Source organism: Pseudoalteromonas nanhaiensis, from assembly GCF_051235485.1.
Classification (GTDB): Bacteria; Pseudomonadota; Gammaproteobacteria; order Enterobacterales; family Alteromonadaceae; genus Pseudoalteromonas; species Pseudoalteromonas lipolytica_C.
Map to the genome: position 1 here is coordinate 42,901 of NZ_JBPNYQ010000020.1, position 19,310 is coordinate 62,210.

The window sequence follows — 19,310 nt, forward strand, 5'->3', positions numbered from 1 at the left end:
AAATATGAACTAAGCAGACATTGTTACTAAATTATCTTTTCAGAACCATAAATTACGTTCATAATTGTGCTATATTTTGTTAAAAATTATGCGCAAACACTAATTTAGGGTTAATCAGTCAGTGCCTAAACGTTTTCTTTTTGTTTTCTTATTTTTCTTTTCCGCGCTCATTCCCACTGCGTTGGCACAAAACTATGCACTGCAAATCCAACGCATTTCTACCGATGAAGGCCTAACACAAGGTAGCGTAACTAAAATTGTTCAAGATGATCTGGGCTTTATATGGATTGGTACTTATCAAGGTTTAAACCGTTATGATGGCTATAAAGTAAGCTCTTTTGCTGGTGAGTATATTCTCGATCAACGCCAAATTACATTTCTAGCCAAAACACAAAACGGTAAAATATTTGTGAGTACGGAGTTTTCTGGGGCGTTTTTTATTGATCCAAAGACTCTAAAAGTCGAAAAAATATATTCAGGCAAACTCAATCCAGAAGATCCCTACTTTTCACCGATTTTAGCTATCACAGAAGATGATAATTTTTATTATTTTGCAATCTCTCAGCACGTTTACTCTTACAATAAGCAGTCGAAAAAGTTTTTACATGAGTTTTCAATCAATAAAGAAGAACATATTGTTCGTGCGCTAACAATTTACGATAGCTTTTTATACATAGGGACATCGACGGGGCTCTTTTCTAAAAATTTAGCGGATGACCATGTATCTCATATCCCGCTCACCGAGAAAAAAAATATCACCGAAGATAATAGAAACGTCAAACTTCTTCATGTTGACCCTCAACTAGGCTTACTCGTTGGTACAGTTGAAGGAATGTATGATATTCCCTTTAACGCTAATCGTTTACTTGCATTTGAAAAGGTCAATCTCTTAATTCCTCAGTTAAATATCTGGGACTATTCTGCAAGTTCATTTGGTGAATATATTGTCACCGAAAAAGGATTGTATGAGTTCAACCGTGAATCTTTAGCTATCGACTTTATCCTAAGCTTCGACCAAAGTAAGTTTTTGATGACTGATAACACCATACCTGATGTTATGGTTGATAAAACTGGCTTGCTTTGGCTTGCTTCGCGCTCGCAAGGGGTGTTTACATGGTCAACACTAGCAAGGCGGTTTAAGCATATTGAGTTAAAAACACCTCAATATAGCTATAACAATAATGTATGGACCGTATTACAAGAAGATGATGTGTTGTGGATAGGCACTGATAATGGCCTTATAAAGTATAACCAAAACAACAAAGAGCTAACGCCCTATTTAGTAAGCAATGATGAAAAAGCTTTCCATGGTGAACATGGGATTTATGGAATAGCTAAAGCCGAACTTAATGGCAATAACCGCTTTTTATGGTTAATGAAGTACATAGGGCTTGGCCTATTTGATAAACAAACAGGCAAGCTTGTGCAACTAAACGGTGACCCAGAAACAATCGAGGCGCTTACCAAAACGCCTAATTGGGGTTTTCATACCATGGGACCAGACCAGTTTGCATTTGTAGATGAAGAAAATTTTTACAAATACAATGGTAAGTCAGGTGAACTTAGCCCTATAAAAGGATTAAAAGAACAGCTAGAGGCCGCGAACACTTACACTTTTTTAAAACCTCTATCAACTCACCCTGACGAGTACCTAATCAGTATGTCTAGTAAGCTGTTTAGGTATAATGAAAGCACGCAAAAGCTCACGCTTGTCTACGAGGCTACAAACTTTAACCCATTAGCTTTTGCGACTATCCATGATTGGGTGATTGATTATAACAATATACTTTGGCTCGCCTCTTCTGATGAAGGGTTAATAGGTATTGATGCAGATACATACGAAATAAAACACCGCATTAATCGTCAATCAGGTTTAAAAGCTAAATCAGTATTCGGTCTTCAAATTGATCGTTTCGGCTTTTTATGGATGAGTACACAAAATGGTCTATATCGTTTAGATTTGAGCTCACTTGCGCTCGATAGCTATTTTATAAGAGATGGTCTGGCTGTTAATGAGTTTAATTTCGACGCAGATACGACTTTCGATAACGGTGAGATTGCTTTTGGCTCTACCCGTGGTGTACTTATCGCAGCTCCCGAAGACTTCTTATCATCTGCTGTAGAAATAGGTAACATCACGACCGAAATAACGGATGTATCATTACTATCGCGAGAGCTCAATTATCATCCTTACAAGTATGTAAACTCACCATTGCAGATCACCTCAGAAGATATGGGCTTAGGTGTGAGTTTTTCTAATTTTGATACCATTAATAAAGATAAGACACTGTATAAGGTTACGCTGGATGGCCCAACATCGTTGCAATACGATAAATTAAAGACCAATGAAGTTTTCTTCACAAAATTACCTCCCGGTGATTACGTTTTATCGATTTCGTCTTCATCAGAAATGAGTGAGGCTATTTCAGCAACAAGGCAACTGCGCTTTAATGTCGCTCACGCCCCTTGGACATCCCCCATAGCAAAGACCTCATATGGCGTAATTATTTTCACAATATTACTGATCATCTTTTGGCAATATCGAGCTCGCCAACAAGCGATCAGTCGTGCTCATGTTGAGGTTTTAAAATCACAACAACAAACAGAGCTTGCCTTAAGCAGTAACAAAAGTGGCGTATGGGAGATTAATCTAGACAATGACATACTCTACACCAACCGTTTTTCGGCTGAACTTGGCTATAATGAGTTCAAAGACCGCATAGCGATTAAAGACTTTATTGCCTTAATTCACCCACACGATCGCAATTATGTTATCAATAAATGGCAGTTGTTCTTAAAAGAAGCCAACAAACAACAGTGGAATATTACCTATCGTTTAAAACATAATAATGGCGATTGGCTTTGGTATGAAGATGTTGGCCGGGTAGTAGAAACGAATGAAACAGGCGGCCCCTTAAAGGTTGCGGGCTTTTACACTAATATCACCGAACAAAGAGCTAATGCCCAGCAAGCAAGTGTACTTGGGGAAGCCTTTAGTCAAATTAATGATTGGCTGCTTATTTTAGATAATACACTCATGCCTTTTTCTGCAAACGCCAGTTTTAGCGAAACATTCGCAACACCAGCAAATATTGCTGACTTAACAACGAGAGACTTTATCAACGCGATAGGTCGAACTAAATACTTTGAATATGTAAGTATTTTAAAAACACTCAAACCCAAGCAAAACTGGAAAACAGAAGCCTTTATTCGCACCTTAAAAAATGCTTCGCATCCAGTGCATATTAGTGTCACAGCGGTTGCTAAAGACAGTCAAACGATTAACTATTACGTCATCGTGATTTCTGACTTAACGGAACAAAAACGCGCTGAGGATGAGTTAAGATATTTAGCAAATTACGACTCTTTGACTGGGCTACCAAACCGTACCTTAATGTATGCAAAAATCAATAGCAGCATTAATCGCGCTAAAAAGCACAATAAGTTAGCCGCTTTGTTATTCATTGATTTAGATAAATTTAAACCTGTAAATGACTCATTTGGTCATGCTGTCGGCGACCAACTGTTATGTAATGTAACACAACGAGTTAAACAGATACTGCCACAAAGTGCGCTCGTTGGCCGTCAAAGTGGTGACGAATTTTTAGTGCTTGTTAAAGATTTACAATCTCCTCAAGCATTGAGTGAGCTAGTTAAAAAGCTCACCAAAGAGCTTGCCAATAAAGTAATCATTGATGATTTTTCTATCAATATATCAGCAAGTATCGGCGTAGCACTTTACCCATTCGATGCAAAAACAGCAGATGATCTCATTCGAAATTCAGATATTGCTATGATGCATGCCAAACAATCTGGCAGAAATAACTTTAAATACTTTACTGAGCAAATGAATAACCAGTTAACTAAAAAGTTATTGCTAGAAAATGCGTTAAAAGACGCATTCAAAGACGATATTTTATTCAACAATTATCAACCTATTGTCAATGCAAACACGAAAACCATTAATGGTGCAGAACTTCTAATGCGCTGGAAGACCGTACAAGGTTATGTGTCTCCTGCAGAGTTCATTCCTATTGCCGAAGAAATTGGTTTGATTGATTTAATGACCGAGCAAGCACTTGACCGAGCACTGACAGAGCTAAAACCTATACTGCGTGCCAACCCAAAATTTTACTTGTCTTTGAACTTGTCGCCCACCCATATTCTAAAGTCAAACTTAACTGAACGTTTGCTAATGATCCTCAACAATCATCTAGTTAAACCTATTCAGCTGCGTCTTGAAATCACAGAAAACACGCTACTCGAAGACAAAGACAAAGCATCAAAACAACTGCAAAAACTCAAAAATGCAGGCTTTAAGTTGTTACTTGATGACTTCGGAACTGGTTACTCGTCACTAACCTATTTAAACCAATTCCCGATAGATGTCATAAAAATTGACCAAAGTTTCGTACGTAACATTGGTTCTGATAACAGTAATGAATCAATCATTAAGACCATTCACGCCTTATCCGTGAACCTAGGCTTGTATTGTATCGCCGAAGGTGTTGAAACACTTGAGCAGATTAACTTTTTACGCAATATGGGTTGTGATGATTTACAAGGCTATTACTTTGCAAAGCCAATGGAAGCTGAAGATCTAATCAAAGAAAGTACCATTCAAGCTATTGTAGATCGTTTAAACGAGTTGTAAGCCACTTATTTAAACACTGATAAAGCTCATCTTTGTTTATTGGTTTAGATATAAAGTCATCCATTCCCGCGACCAAGCAACGCTTTTGATCTTCTTCAAACGCATTTGCAGTGATAGCAATAATGACTGCATCACCATAACGTTCAGGGTTTTGTTTTATTTTTTGAGTACATTGGTAACCATCCATATTTGGCATCTGACAATCCATTAGAATGATATCTACATCAGACTTTTCTAAGTGCGCAAGCGCTTCAATACCATCATTAGCTTGATGCAATGAACACGAGGTATCTAACATCATTTTTTTAAGGACAATTTGATTTATAGGATTATCTTCAACAATTAAAACTTGGATCCCTTTTAAATCAGGTTTTTGTACATTTTGGCTTTGCATTACTTTTGCGTCACTTTGCACAATAGGCACTTTAATTGTAAATTCACTACCTTGGCCTTGTTGACTTTCCAGTGATAACGTACCGCTCATCAACTCCACAATACGCTGGCTGATTGTTAAGCCTAAACCCGTTCCACCGTATTTACGGGTAGTTGAAATATCTGCTTGGGTAAATTCATTAAATAGTTTAGCTTGCTGCTCAGCTGAAATACCAATACCGGTATCACGCACTCGAATAACTAAATACGGCTCTTCAATAGTACAGTTTAATGAAATTTCACCAGTTTCTGTAAACTTACCCGCATTACTCAAAATATTATTAACGACTTGGCTAAACCTTAATGGATCTAAACTAATATAATTTGGAATGTCGTCTGCAATAAACAAGCTGAACTTTACTGTCGGCTTAACACTTGTATTGCTAAACACCTTGGCGAGTTGACTAAGCAAAGCTTTGATTTCAACAGCCCGATACTCTAATTTAAGCGCCCCAGCTTCAATTTTTGAAAAGTCTAAAATGTCATTTAAAATCAGCAGTAAATTACTAGCACTTTGATGTATCATCGCCAACTCTTCACGCTCAGTCTCAGGTAAGGTTTGGTTATCTAACAACAGTTGCGTCATCCCTAAAATGCCGTTGAGTGGGGTACGTATTTCATGACTCATATTTGCTAAAAACTGTGACTTAGTTCTATTAGCCTGATTGGCAAGCCTTACCGCTTCAACAAGCTCATTCGTTTTATCATTTACTTGCTGCTCGAGTTTGGCGTTAAAGTCTTGTAATTTATTATTAAGCTGTTCATTTTCGTGATTAGCGTGATGTAAGCGACTAAAGCTCAAGGCAAGCTTATTTGCCAAACTCGAAAACTGAGCCTGCAATCGACTTACTTCTAACCATGTTTCGGGTAAGTGAGCTTTGGTAATTGCATTTTCAGGATCAAACTTATCTATTTGCTCTGCCAACTTTAATATTGGCGTAGTAAGCCAGCGGCTAAGTTGAGTGATGAAAATACTGGTCAGTAAGATAATAAAAATAATCATCACAATAGATTGCCCCCATGCACTGACCGCAACGTCATTTGCATAACGACGATTAAGCATGGTTACAACCAACCAATTATGCTCACTTGAACGCGCCTCACGAGCATAAAATTGTTGCTCATTTTCAATATTAAACATTTTAAAGCGTGTATCATCGGAAAAGGTTGTTAGTTCATCAGTTGTCAGTTGCTGTAGCTCAGTAAAATCATCTAAAGTGCTATAAACAACCTTGTTTGATGCATCAAGTATTAATAACTCACCTTCGTGCGTAAACAAACTTGGTCGCAAGCCAGCAAAATAATCAAACATCAGTGAACCTTCTACAACACCAGAAAACATCCCATCGGTGTATATTGGCGCAGATACAGCCACTATAGGTAAAGAGCCAAATCCCCGGCCTTTAAAGATTGTTGATATGTAGCCGTTGTGATTGTTAGGGGCGTTAATGAAATAGTCTCTATCTGCAACATTGGCGCGAATATTAGATTGCTGTAGGCTGACAGCTAATGACTTAGGATAAAAATGTGTAACATCAGCAAGCGCATCAACGATGATTTGTGTCCTAAAACCAGGGTATAAATGCGCCATGTTTTCGAGGGCAATTTGCTTAGGAACACCACTAGCAATACTTTTTGCAGTTAGAACAACCCCCTTCTTGTGATGATCAAGATGCGCATCAATATTACGTGTGATCTCCTTAGCTTTTTCTTTTAATTGGGCATTTATCTCATACTCAATCCGTGCATAGTGATTGTTGGTTAATACTATTGAGGTCAAAATAACAACTAACACAACGAGTAGGGTAACAACGTAATTTAAAATTTTATAAAGAGACGAGTAATGTTTATGCCAAGAGTAACGGCTGAAAAAGAAACTTAATAAGTCGATAACCGAAAGATAAATCGCGGCATTTAAGCAATATTTAGCCAACGCAATTGCGATAGTTAGAATAGGAAGAGCTAAGAAGAAGTGCCCAAAGGCCCACAATGCAGGTAACCCTAAAGCAAACCAAAACATCATCCCTCTGAGAAAAACCGGCTTTGCTTTAGATAAACAAACTATCTGCAGATAAATTAATTCGAGTGCAAAAACAATGGACGGCCATGCATGACCCCATCGATAAAAGATAAATCCAGTGCTCAAAATAAAGGTGATAACTGCAAATCGCCAGCCTAAAAGCAATAAGCTTAAGATAACGAAAAGCTGACCGAGTAAAAATTCAGAGCTATCTAGAAACCAAATAGGCAGTAAATTAACAACACCTGCGATGCATCCTAAAAGCACCGCAGTCATAAAGTTAAAATATACTGGTTTATTTTTAAGCAAAGGCGCTATTCCACTAATATGTTCTACCTTTAACTTAAAAGAAAAATTAACATTTTACCAATTTAATTAACATGGTGACATTCATGACTTTCTACCTGCAAAACACTTTTTTCGATATTAAAGCGCACACGTAGGAGCGTCTCAATTTTTAAGCGACACGCCTCATCATGCTTTTCAACAGTACAATGGCGCTTTAAGACCACGTGCGCACCAACCACGATGTCTTTGTCATGGCGTACCACTGTAACATTATGAACATTTTGTACATGCTCAACTGAGGCAATACTTTGCTCTATCTCTGATACATCTGGAAGTTTACTTTTGTTTTCCATAAGTCCTTTGATACAGCGGGTAATTACTTTTACTCCCGTGAACAAAACAAAGGAAGCGATCAACATACTTGAGATGATATCGATTTCAGGCCAGCCAGTTAAATGAATTAAAATACCTGCAAAGAAAGTAGAAACTGTAGAGATTAAGTCAAAAAATGAGTGCAAAAATACCGCATACACATTAATACTGGCTTTACGTCCTTTATACAGAACCCATGCAGCAGCACCATGAAATAAGAAGCCAATCGCTGAAATCACAGACATTAAATAGCTATTAATCTGTAAATCATGTCCATCAGAATGGTGTAAAAACCGCTCTCCCCCTTCAAATAAGATGATCACACTAATGCTCAGATACAAAATGCCATTGATTAGGCCCCCTGTCAGTTCAGCACGCTGGTAACCATCGTTATAATTTTTTGCAAAATGAATCGCCATGCTTGAAGCGATCAAAGCAATAAATAAAGAGCTGTTATGAACAAATAAATGCCCAGCATCGGCAAGTACAGCAAGCGAGTTTGAAAAGTAGGCACCGATGATTTGAATAACCATAAACGAGCATGTTATTGCTAAGGCAATTAACAAGCGGCGTCTAGATGCTTGGTGCGTAGTAATATCTGTCATGAAGAAGTGAAAAACCTATTCGCTGTATAAAGAAATGATATAAAGTAGCAATTGTAATACGAGAAGCACTTAAACGCACTAAAAACTTAGGTACTTAGCCCTTTTTGAAAGTTATTTGCGCAATTCATAAGTTAAAAAGAGTTCAACCTACAGAAGAGAGTAAAGCGTTAACAACGAAATGGTTAACACTTATGACAATGACAAATCACACCTTAAATTGGCTCACTAAATCTTTAAGGTGCTGTGCACGCGATAATAAGCTTTGCGTACCACGTTGTTGTTGCTCTGCGTTATCATGAATTTGTGTTGCACTGTCTGAAATATCATGTGCCGACTGATTGATATGTTCAACGACTGTGCCCTGCTCCTCAGTCGCAGCAGCAACTTGATGATTACCTTGACTAATAACTTCAAACTTTTGCTGAATAGATTGCAACGCAGACACTGCAATATGTGTCAGCTCAGTCACCTTTTGACTACTTTGAGTACCTTCAGCTATCGCTTCTTGTGATTGCAATGAAGAACTTTGTAAACGTGATACCTGCTCTCTTATTTCTGATGTCGACTTTTGAGTACGTTGTGCAAGTGAACGCACCTCATCTGCAACAACAGCAAAACCACGCCCCTGTTCACCTGCTCTGGCGGCTTCTATAGCAGCATTGAGCGCCAACAGATTAGTTTGTTCCGAAATAGCATTGATCACTTCAACAACTGAGTTAATTTCTGCAGCCTGATTGGCAAATTCGCCGATACTCTTATCAACCGTGAGCAGAATGTCGTTAAGTTCATTCATAGTTTGAGCGGTCGCAGCCATGCTTTGATTCGTTGCAACGGTTTCTTTTACGGCCTCTTCGGTGTCGTTAGCAGTACGATGGGCGATATCAGACACTTCATTGATCGTTTGTCCCATTTCTGTGATAGCTGTCGCAACTTGATCGGTCTGGGCTCGTTGGTCATCAGTTGCGGTAAATGTCTTGTTTGCAAAACTTGCTAGCTCATCAATGCCTTCACGCATGGCTTGCTCTGTAACACTGATTTCATCAACGAGCTCAGCGACTTTGCCTATAATTGCGTTAAATCCCTTAGCAAGATGACCCAATTCGTTATCAACGCTATCGTCCAAACGCTTTGTTAAGTCACCACCGTGGCCGGCCATACCGAGCAGTTCGTCTCCCACACCGCGTATTTTCTTACTTAACCAATTCGCAAAATACAGAGTCAGTACCAAAAAGATAACAGCAAGCACAACGCTAACAACAATAGATATCCAAACAACCTTATTAATCGCACTGGAAATCTCTTGCTTTGGCTGTATCGCAACTAAGGTCAAACCTGTCCCCTCAATTGGCATAACCCCAGCGTAAACATCTTCACCACTCAGTTCTACTTGCGATAATATAAAACCATCATGTTGGTTTTTCATTAGCTGCTGCAATGTGCTCAATGAACTTACATCTGAAACTGGTTTGCCAATGTAGGCATCATTTGCATGGGCAATAATGCGCTTACTATCGTCAATTAAAAATAAGTAACCTTGCTCGCCTATTTTGCGCGACGTGACAATACTAGAAATATCTGAAATATCATATCCAAGCCCAGCAACACCAAGACGTTGCCCTGCTATTTCAACCAAAGTATTTACATATAGAGTCAGGTGTCCACCTTGTTCACTGACATCTAATGCGAGCGCTTGGCGTTTATCTGAGCGGATGAAATCAAAAAACCAACTGTCTCTTGGCTCACTTTGTGAGATTGATTTAAAAAAGCCATCTTGTGTGTAATAACTCATCGAGTTTTTACTCACCCAAAACACCGATGATGCACCACTCTTTTTTTGTAAATCAGCAAAGTAAGCCATTACGCGTTGATGGATAGGCGAGTTTTTCTCACCTTCGGTCATCCACGTATGCAGAATTTGGTTTCCTGCCAATGATTTTGAAACAGAGATGGGGTAACGCATCTGTGCATCAATTTCAGCAGCAACTTTACCCACAGCATCAGGCAGAAGCTGTTGTTCAGTTTGTTGATAATAAAGCCCTGAAAATTGGCTGGTGTTGATTAAAGCACTAACCACAGTGACAACAAATAGTGCAATTAATACAAAACTAATAAAAATAGTCCGCAGCGATAGATTTCGCATGTGGCAAACCTCATACTTTAATGGTGGATTTTTAGGTTAGAGGCCATCCTTGCGTCTTATTTGCAATTTTAGATAACAAGTCAATGTTAAGCAATTGCAATTTAAGCTTTTATTATTGTTTTAAGTTAAATGACTATCAAACTCAAGCACACCATTAACAGATTCCACGCTGCTTCTCTCCTACTCTAAAAGTCTCACTAAATTAACGCTGATTGTCGTAAATACTTTGACTCTAAGGTTCGGTGATTATTGTTATTTTTTGTTTATATGCTTTAGGTGACATGCCGTACCAGCGATTAAATGCATGATGAAATGCACTAACCTCTGAATAGCCACACAAAAAAGCAATTTCTGTTAGTGATAAGTCTGTTTCGCTTATAAGCGAAGTACTTTTTTGTTGTCGAAGTTTGGTTAATTCTTGACTAAAAGTCGTGCCTTCTTTTGCAAGGCGCCTTTGCAGCGTTTTCTCGCTCACATTTAGTGCGTGCGCCATTACACTGCAACTAACTTGTCCTTGGGTTAAATGCTCTTCCAGTAAAATGCGCAAAATATCTGTGACATTGGTTTGTGTTGTGATTTTAATTTGACCTGACACAACTGACTGGCTTTCTACTAATTCACTAAAAAATAAGCTATGGGTTTTAGCGCCATATTCAATTGGGCAGTTAAAATGTTCATTAATTTCGGCATTAGGCTCTTTACGTTGTAAATAAACTCGACTTGGACACCAGTCCTTTCCCTTTACTGTTCGCGCTATTTTTAAACAAAATGCCATTGGCGCTTCATAGCTAAGTAAGGACATATCGCGTTCACCATCGTTAAAGTTAAATCGCAACTCATACTCGTTACCATGATCAATTAACGACACATTATGGGTATCTCCCATCAGTTTTTGATAGCGTAAAATCAGTCGAAATGCACTCAGCAAATGTGTTGCTTGAATGATGGCCATACCAACGACAGGAATAGCACGCACATTCATATTACTGCCTACATACAACCCCAAATGCGTATCGGGCAATAAAGCCTGTGCTTGTTTCCATAGTGTACTGACATTAGCCTGTGGATACCGTGCTGTTTGACTGCTCAAATCGGCTAACGGAATATTAGCTTGTGCAAATAACTCATTAATCGGCAAACCTTGCCACTTAAATGACTCAGCCATAGCCCTAAGCCACCAGCTTGATAGGGTGCGCATACATGTCCTGCAAAAACAATTCAATGACCCATATTATCAAGTAAAATAATAAATAAAAGCCTATTGTTTACCTGTAATTAACAAAGGAGACAACAATATGGGCACTGTAGCAAGTAAACGCGAGTTCGCGAGCTTTAAAGAGTTTTACCCCTACTACTTACAAGAACACAAAAATAAAGTCTGTCGTCGCTTACATTTCTTTGGCAGTTGGTTAGTTTTGGCAATTTTGTTTGCCGCTATTTATCAACAGCAATATAGCTGGCTAATTCTATGCCCACTTGTGGGTTATGGCTTTGCTTGGGTGGGGCATTTCTTTTTTGAGAAAAATCGCCCAGCGACCTTTACGCACCCATTTTATAGCTTCATAGGCGATTGGGTGATGTTTAAAGACATTATTATTCGTAAAGTGCCATTTTAGGAAGCTATCATGACCATAAAAAACACAGTATCAGAGCAAGAATGGCAAGCCCGTGTTGAGCTTGCTGCCGCATATCGATTGGTTGCATTGTATGGCTGGGATGATTTGATTTTTACCCATATTTCTATGCGTGTACCAGACACTGAAAACGAATTTTTGATCAATCCTTACGGCATGATGTTTCACGAAATCACTGCATCTAGTCTTATCAAGGTAGACCAACAATGTAATAAGCTGCACGACAGTGAATACCCGGTCAATCCTGCGGGATTTAATATTCACAGTTGCATTCATATGGCGCGCAATGATGCCCATTGCGTTATTCATACTCATTCACTGAATGGCACAGCTGTGTCAGCTAATAAAGATGGTTTACTACCAATTTCACAACAGGCTGTCGTGGTGCATTCAGGGTTAAGCTATCACGACTATGAAGGCATTGCGCTAAATCCCGCTGAGCAAGACCGATTAGTTAATGATTTAGGTAGTAACAACTTTTTAATGCTGCGCAATCATGGCCTATTAACAGTAGGTAAAACTGTTGCTGATGCATTTTTATTTATGTACGTATTTGAAGCAGCGTGTGCTGTGCAAACCCGTACGTCACAAAACACCGAGCAACTCGTGCAAGTGCCAAGCGCTATCATTGATGGGATTAAAGGGCAAACAGAAATAGCAACTAAAGGGCTAGGTGGTGCAATCGCATGGCCTGCGTTACTGCGTTTATTGGACAATAAGAGCCCCGGATATGATCAATAAGGATTACCTATGCAAGTAGATATCATGACTAAAGTAGTGCTGCCTTTAGCACTATTTATCATCATGTTTGGCATGGGCTTAGGGCTTAAAAAGAAAGACTTTGGGGCTTTGTTTATCAGCCCCAAAGCGCTCAGTATCGGTCTAAGCTGCCAACTGTTATTACTGCCTTGTGTGGCGTTTCTACTAGCTGTAAGTTTTAACTTACCAGCAGAGCTGGCGATAGGCTTGATTTTAGTAGCCTGTTGTCCTGGAGGAGTGACCTCTAATTTATACACATACTTATTTAAGGGTGATGTTGCCCTTTCAATTAGTTTAACAACAATAGCAACCTTTATATCGCCATTTACACTGCCAATAATTATGCATTTTGCAATGGAAATGTTTAGCGTTCCAGGACACGAATTCCAGTTACCTATCGTAAAAACAATTGTGCAAATGTTAGTCATCACCCTACTACCATTGAGTTTGGGAATGCTGTTTAATCATTATCGCTCACACATAAGTAAAAAACTTGAGCCTCTTACTCGCAGTTTTTCTAGTATTTTTTTAATCGTTATTGTCATTGCAATAATTCATAAAAATTCAGAGCAAATGATTGGCTTCTTCGCCAGTAGCGGTATCGCAACATTCACACTAAACGTGAGTACCTTATTACTTGGACTCTTAATTGCTAAAATGTCGGGGTTATCAAACAAACAACAAATGAGTATTGCCGTAGAGGTTGGCTTGCAAAATGGCACACTGGCGATTTTAATTGCCAGCACTTTAATGAATAACCCTACAATTGCTATTCCAGGGGCAACTTACAGCTTATTTATGTTCGTAACGGGGTATGCTTTTTGTGCTCTATTCAAGTTACAAAATAACAGACAAGCGCTACAACTTATTAAAGACAAGCCATAACAATCACACCTATTTCCGACCAAAAAAAAACAACCTTAAAACTAAAGCATGCCAAGGACTTACTTGGCGCTTTTTACATTTGTAATCGTTCTTGTACATCGGCTTTTTTTGGGTCAATATCTCTGTATGGCTGTTTTTATAGGGACATAGTGTGGCCAAATATAACGATACTCAATTACCAATTCATACCGCCGAGTTAAAGCTAGCGCTCGACAACTTACCTGCGTATGTGTACATCAAAGATGATTACTCACGATATGTTTATGCAAACAAATTAACGTTAAACCTATTAGCATGTAATGAATCAGAGCTGCTTTTTAAAACCGATATGGATCTATTTCCGCAAAGTACTGCAGAAAAACTATTAAACATCGATGCGCGTGTTCTTAGTGGAGAGCGCACTCGTGAAGAAATTGAACTTACTTTATCAAAAGGAGAGAAAAGTATTTTCTGGGAGGTAAAATCCCCCATCTTTTCCGATTCGGATCCTAATAAAGTCATTGGCATATTGGGAATTTCAACCGATATAACCGAACGAAAAGAACTTGAACAACAACTCCTATACGATGCCTCCACAGACCCATTAACCGATTTATTAAACCGACGTTATTTCTTCCTTCGCCTCGCTCTCGCGCTACAATTAAGTAAAAGCAAGCAAACTTACGGTGCTGTTATCTTTATCGACCTCAATAAATTTAAAAAGCTAAATGATATGTATGGCCATAATGTTGGCGACGATTACTTAATAGAAATTTCAAAGCGAATGAAAACCACTATGCGTGATAACGACTGTATAGCGCGTCTAGGAGGAGATGAATTTGTTATTCTTTTAGAAGGACTTGGCCGTGAAGAGCAACATGCAAAAGACAATGCGCGTAGAGTTGCCCATAAGATCCAATCAGCAATAGAGGTCGAATTTAGACACCCTCATGTTACGTATTACGGTTCGGCTAGTGTTGGGGTTACCATGTTTTATGGTAATACCAAAAGTGCTGAAGAAGTCGTTGCTCAAGCTGATCAAAGCATGTATCTCATAAAACACTCTTTTAACAAACGGATTGATTGCTAGCCTATTAGCAAAAAGAGCTTAGCTAGAGATGTGTAATGAATAGCATAAACCATAAACACCACCTCATTAATACAATAAGGTGGTGTTACTCGCTAATTTTTATCTAGTTATAGGCCCAGATGACAGAGTTTTTCATAGTGCCATGTTTTGCTTTTACCCGTTTGTGACTCCAGGCCAACACCGGCATTTTGCTGTAATGAAAAAACGTTAATTTACCAAAGCTTTACATACTTCTTTTTAAAAAATGGGATCTATTAACTGTATTTTTTATATTGCAAAATGATGGCAGCACTTATCCTGTAGTGATAATCTCAATATTTGGTAAAAACATTAACCGTATCTAAGGAAAGTACATGGATCCAGTATCACAAATTCTCGACTTACTTTTGAATGTCGAAACCTTTATTCTTATTTTTGTATTAGTGCTACTAAAAAGCAGCGTTAAATTCGTGCCACAAAACCGCGCTTGGCTTATAGAGCGATTTGGTAAATATCATTCAACCAAAGAAGCGGGCTTAAACTTTATTGTGCCATTTATCGACCGTATTGCAGCAGACCGAAGTTTAAAAGAGCAAGCACAAGATGTGCCTTCTCAGTCAGCTATCACTAAAGATAATATCTCACTTATCGTCGATGGCGTACTGTATTTCCGAGTACTTGATCCTTATAAAGCAACCTATGGTGTTGATGATTATGTATTTGCCGTTACTCAGCTATCGCAAACAACCATGCGTTCAGAGCTTGGTAAAATGGAGCTAGATAAAACCTTTGAAGAACGTGACATGTTAAACACCAACATAGTTAGCGCTATTAACCAAGCTTCTGAGCCATGGGGTATTCAAGTTTTACGTTACGAGATTAAAGACATTGTGCCACCTAATTCTGTAATGGAAGCCATGGAAGCACAAATGAAAGCTGAGCGTGTGAAACGTGCACAAATTTTAGAGTCTGAAGGCGACCGTCAGTCTGCTATCAACGTGGCAGAAGGTAAGAAGCAAGCGCAAGTTCTTGCAGCAGAAGCTGAAAAAGCAGAGCAAATCTTACGCGCTGAAGGTGAAGCTAAAGCGATTATCGCCGTTGCTGAAGCGCAGGCAGATGCACTTCGTAAAGTCGGTGAAGCCGCTGACACTGAACAAGGCCAAAAAGCAATTCAACTAGACCTAGCCACTAAAGCCATTGCCGCTAAAGAAGCGATTGCTCGTGAATCATCTGTGGTATTACTTCCTGAGAGCGGTACCGATGCAAGCTCACTGGTTGCTCAAGGTATGTCTATTATTAATTCTTTAAATAAGAAACAACAAAATTAGGTGAAGCGATGGCGTTTTTAGATACCCATTTAGCCGAAGCATTAATGATTTTAGGTGTTATCGCGCTAATCGTTGAGGTTGCCGTACTGGGGATGAGCACCTACGTATTATTGTTTTTAGGCTTATCTTTATTTGCCAGTGGCTTACTTATGAATATAGAGCTACTTGCAAGTACTTACACCACGGCACTTTGGAGTAATATTGTGTTTACTCTTGGTTTTGCGGTCGTGCTGTGGCGTCCCCTAAAACGCATGCAAGATAAAACAGAGACTCAGCCTGTTCACAGTGACTTTGCTGAACTTACCTTTGTTGTAAATGCAGATGTTGATGACCAAGGTTTAACCACACACCAATATTCGGGCATTCAGTGGCAACTAAAAAGCCACTCCCCCATTGCGGCTGGGAGCACTGTAAAAGTCACCGACAAACAAGTCGGTGTACTTTGGGTTGAAGCTATTTAACTCGCTTAGAGTCAAAACTCTATTTAATTTTGTAACCGTGTTTGTTATGGTTAGTAGCAATCACGGTTATAAGCAAGGTAGCAGTAATGGATAATAACAAGGCACTCGTTGTAGAAGGCGGCGCTATGCGCGGTATTTTCGCCACAGGTGTGCTTGATACGTTTATTAAAGAAAGCTACCAACCTTTCAAGCAATGCTATGGTGTTTCAGCAGGAGCCACCAACATCGCAGCTTATTTATGTGCTCAATATAAACGTAACCATGCGGTGATCACAGATTACTCGTGTCGACCTGAGTTCATTAATTATGTTCGCTTTTTAAAAGGCGGTCACCTGTTTGATTTAGACTGGCTATGGCAAGAAACCATTCGAGATATTCGCCTTGATTTAGACACCTTCGAAAAACAAGCGAGTGAGTTTTATATCGTTGCAACCAATATTAAAACAGGTAATGCTGAGTATTTAAAAGCAACTGCTGAACTTATAGAAGAGCAATTGAAAGCCTCATGTGCACTACCAATTGCATACCGCCAATACCCACAGATCAACAGTATGCAATTAACAGATGGTGGTGTAGCCGATTCTATTCCTATTCGTAAAGCTTACGAAATGGGTAATAAGGAAATTACAGTTATTTTGTCTCAGCCGATTGGCTATCGAAAAAAACCATCGAAAGCACCTTGGCTAGTTAAACGACTTTACAAAGAAACACCCGCGCTTGCTAAGGCATCCATCTTACGAGCAGAAAACTATAATCAAAGCATTGACTTTGTTATGAATCCACCGAGTGACTGTAAAGTTAACATCATCGCTCCTCCTCCTGATTTTGCTGTAGGTCGAACAACAAAGTCTTACGCTAAGTTATCAGCAGGATATGAAATGGGTATTGCGGCAGGAAAACAGTTTTTAAGCAATTTAGCTTAATAGCTAGTCGCGTATAGAAACGAATTTTTGCAATACACACCCCAAATTATTGCAAAAACTTGCTTAAATAATATTCTCTATTAGTTTTAATACTAAGTCCTTACAAACATTCTAATGCTCATGTTAAACAACTATACCGTTCGTACGCGATTAGCCATTTTGGCTTTGTTACCGGTCTGCGTTTTTGTGATTACGTCAATATTTACGATGTCCATTATGTCGAGCATGGTAAAAGGCATCGACAGTCTTTACGACGATAGAGTCATCCCGCTTGAGCAAATAAAAACAGTATCGGACAATTATGCCGTTAGCATTGTCGATTTATTTCATAAATACCGTGCTGAGCAAATTTCAAAAAATGATTTTCTTGCTGCGGTTGAAAACGCAAAGGGTGTTGCCGACAACAAATGGAAAAGCTATTTAGGCACCAAGCTCACCAATGAAGAGCAACGCTTAGTAAATATCGTCGAAAAGAATCTCACTGTGGTAGAAAGCGAACTCAGCAAACTTTTAAATCAAGTTAAAAACAATGAATTAAAAGCAATTCCTAATGAGGTGTTTGTAAAAAGCCTTTACGATGTGTTTGACCCACTCAGCGAAAGCTATCAAGGGTTGATAAACCTTCAAATCAATGAAGCTAATAAGTTTAAACTTGCATCTGAAAAAGATTTTAAACAAGTCACTATAGCCATGAGCGCATCCATCAGTATTTTGATAATCATCTTATTATTTATTGCATTTGTCATTTATCGCTCTATTCATAACCCTCTGTTATCATTAAGTAAAACTATTGGTTCTATCTCTAAAAGTGCTGACCTACGGCTCAGAGCAGAAACTTATGGCAACGATGAAATAGCTCAAGCAGCCACTCATTTCAACGCGATGATGAAGCGAATACACGACCTAGTAAATGATGTAACTAATGCAACATTAACCTTATCTTCAGCAGCAGAGCAAATGAACTCAATTAGTGATCAAGTAGCAAGCACTGCCACTGAGCAAGAGCATCAATCAGCAATGATTGCCACCGCAATTACGCAAATGAGTAGCGCGATTGAGCAAGTGGCCGCAAATGCGCTTTCAACCTCAGAAAAAGCCACCCACACAGATAAAACAGCTAAACTTGGCCAGCAATCAGTACAAGAAAACATTGATGCAATAAACCGCTTATCGCAAATAGTTAATGCAAATACACAACTTATCAATGAGTTAAATACACAAACAACTGATATAAACCAAGTCGTGATGATGATCCAAGGAGTCGCTGAACAAACTAATTTATTAGCTCTTAACGCGGCGATTGAAGCAGCTCGTGCGGGAGAATCAGGTCGTGGTTTTGCAGTTGTGGCTGATGAAGTCAGACAGCTTGCACATAACACCCAAAAAGCGACCGCTAATATCAATGAAATGATTACTAAACTACAAGCAATGGCACAGCAAGCAGTCACCGCCATGGGTAATGCAGATGACAGTGCCAAACAAAGTGTTGAGTACGCTGAGCGCTCTTCACAATTACTCACTGAAATCACTCAAGAAATGGCACTTATTGCCGATATGAACAACCAAGTATCCACCGCAACAGATGAGCAAACGACTGTTGCAAACGAGCTAAGTTGTAATATTAATGAATTTAGTAGCAGTATTTCACTGGTTAGCGAAAGTTCACAACAAAATGCACAAGCCAGCCAAGAATTGGCTTCTTTGGCTTCGCGTTTACAACAGCAGGTGCATGTTTTCAAAGTATAAATGCAGAGACTCAAA

Annotated in this window: 13 protein-coding genes; 9 read left to right on the forward strand and 4 right to left on the reverse strand. The window is 39.0% G+C overall.

Going from position 1 to position 19,310, the window contains the following annotated elements; genetic code table 11:
• Positions 1-121 precede the first annotated feature (121 nt).
• On the forward strand, positions 122-4,654 hold the full coding sequence (locus tag ACSFVZ_RS15730) for an EAL domain-containing protein (RefSeq protein WP_435559199.1): 4,533 nt from the start codon (positions 122-124) through the stop codon (positions 4,652-4,654).
• Here ACSFVZ_RS15730 and ACSFVZ_RS15735 read toward each other — a convergent pair.
• From ACSFVZ_RS15735 to ACSFVZ_RS15750, 4 genes are all read right to left on the reverse strand, one after another.
• Positions 4,626-7,415 carry a response regulator gene (locus ACSFVZ_RS15735; protein WP_435559200.1) on the reverse strand — a complete coding sequence of 930 codons (2,790 nt, stop codon included), beginning with the start codon at positions 7,413-7,415 and terminating at the stop codon, positions 4,626-4,628. The genes ACSFVZ_RS15730 and ACSFVZ_RS15735 overlap by 29 nt on opposite strands.
• Positions 7,416-7,477: 62 nt before the next feature.
• Positions 7,478-8,371 carry a cation diffusion facilitator family transporter gene (locus ACSFVZ_RS15740; protein WP_135926923.1) on the reverse strand — a complete coding sequence of 298 codons (894 nt, stop codon included), beginning with the start codon at positions 8,369-8,371 and terminating at the stop codon, positions 7,478-7,480.
• Between the two features lie 205 nt (positions 8,372-8,576).
• A complete protein-coding gene (locus ACSFVZ_RS15745; RefSeq protein ID WP_138557770.1) occupies positions 8,577-10,511 on the reverse strand; it encodes a methyl-accepting chemotaxis protein in 1,935 nt (644 codons plus the stop codon).
• Positions 10,512-10,743: 232 nt separating this feature from the next.
• Positions 10,744-11,709: an AraC family transcriptional regulator gene (locus ACSFVZ_RS15750; RefSeq protein ID WP_138557771.1), complete on the reverse strand. Its 966-nt coding sequence runs from the start codon at positions 11,707-11,709 to the stop codon at positions 10,744-10,746.
• A gap of 97 nt (positions 11,710-11,806) precedes the next feature.
• Here ACSFVZ_RS15750 and ACSFVZ_RS15755 point away from each other — a divergent pair, with 97 nt between their 5' ends.
• From ACSFVZ_RS15755 to ACSFVZ_RS15790, 8 genes are all read left to right on the forward strand, one after another.
• Positions 11,807-12,127 (forward strand): Mpo1-like protein, encoded by a 321-nt coding sequence (locus ACSFVZ_RS15755; protein ID WP_135926920.1) that lies wholly within the window; start codon positions 11,807-11,809, stop codon positions 12,125-12,127.
• A gap of 9 nt (positions 12,128-12,136) precedes the next feature.
• The gene (locus ACSFVZ_RS15760; RefSeq protein ID WP_135926919.1) at positions 12,137-12,886 is read left to right on the forward strand and encodes a class II aldolase/adducin family protein; all 750 of its coding nucleotides are present in this window, start codon (positions 12,137-12,139) and stop codon (positions 12,884-12,886) included.
• A gap of 9 nt (positions 12,887-12,895) precedes the next feature.
• Positions 12,896-13,789, forward strand: coding sequence for a bile acid:sodium symporter family protein (locus ACSFVZ_RS15765; RefSeq protein ID WP_435559201.1), 894 nt, complete (start codon positions 12,896-12,898; stop codon positions 13,787-13,789).
• A 151-nt stretch (positions 13,790-13,940) separates the two neighbouring features.
• The gene (locus tag ACSFVZ_RS15770; protein WP_199527800.1) at positions 13,941-14,858 is read left to right on the forward strand and encodes a diguanylate cyclase domain-containing protein; all 918 of its coding nucleotides are present in this window, start codon (positions 13,941-13,943) and stop codon (positions 14,856-14,858) included.
• A gap of 353 nt (positions 14,859-15,211) precedes the next feature.
• On the forward strand, positions 15,212-16,165 hold the full coding sequence (locus tag ACSFVZ_RS15775; RefSeq protein WP_135926916.1) for an SPFH domain-containing protein: 954 nt from the start codon (positions 15,212-15,214) through the stop codon (positions 16,163-16,165).
• A gap of 8 nt (positions 16,166-16,173) precedes the next feature.
• A complete protein-coding gene (locus ACSFVZ_RS15780) occupies positions 16,174-16,626 on the forward strand; it encodes an NfeD family protein (protein WP_138557774.1) in 453 nt (150 codons plus the stop codon).
• Between the two features lie 86 nt (positions 16,627-16,712).
• The gene (locus ACSFVZ_RS15785) at positions 16,713-17,549 is read left to right on the forward strand and encodes a patatin-like phospholipase family protein (protein WP_235383705.1); all 837 of its coding nucleotides are present in this window, start codon (positions 16,713-16,715) and stop codon (positions 17,547-17,549) included.
• Positions 17,550-17,669: 120 nt separating this feature from the next.
• Positions 17,670-19,295 (forward strand): methyl-accepting chemotaxis protein, encoded by a 1,626-nt coding sequence (locus tag ACSFVZ_RS15790; protein ID WP_138557808.1) that lies wholly within the window; start codon positions 17,670-17,672, stop codon positions 19,293-19,295.
• The last annotated feature ends 15 nt before the right edge of the window (positions 19,296-19,310 follow it).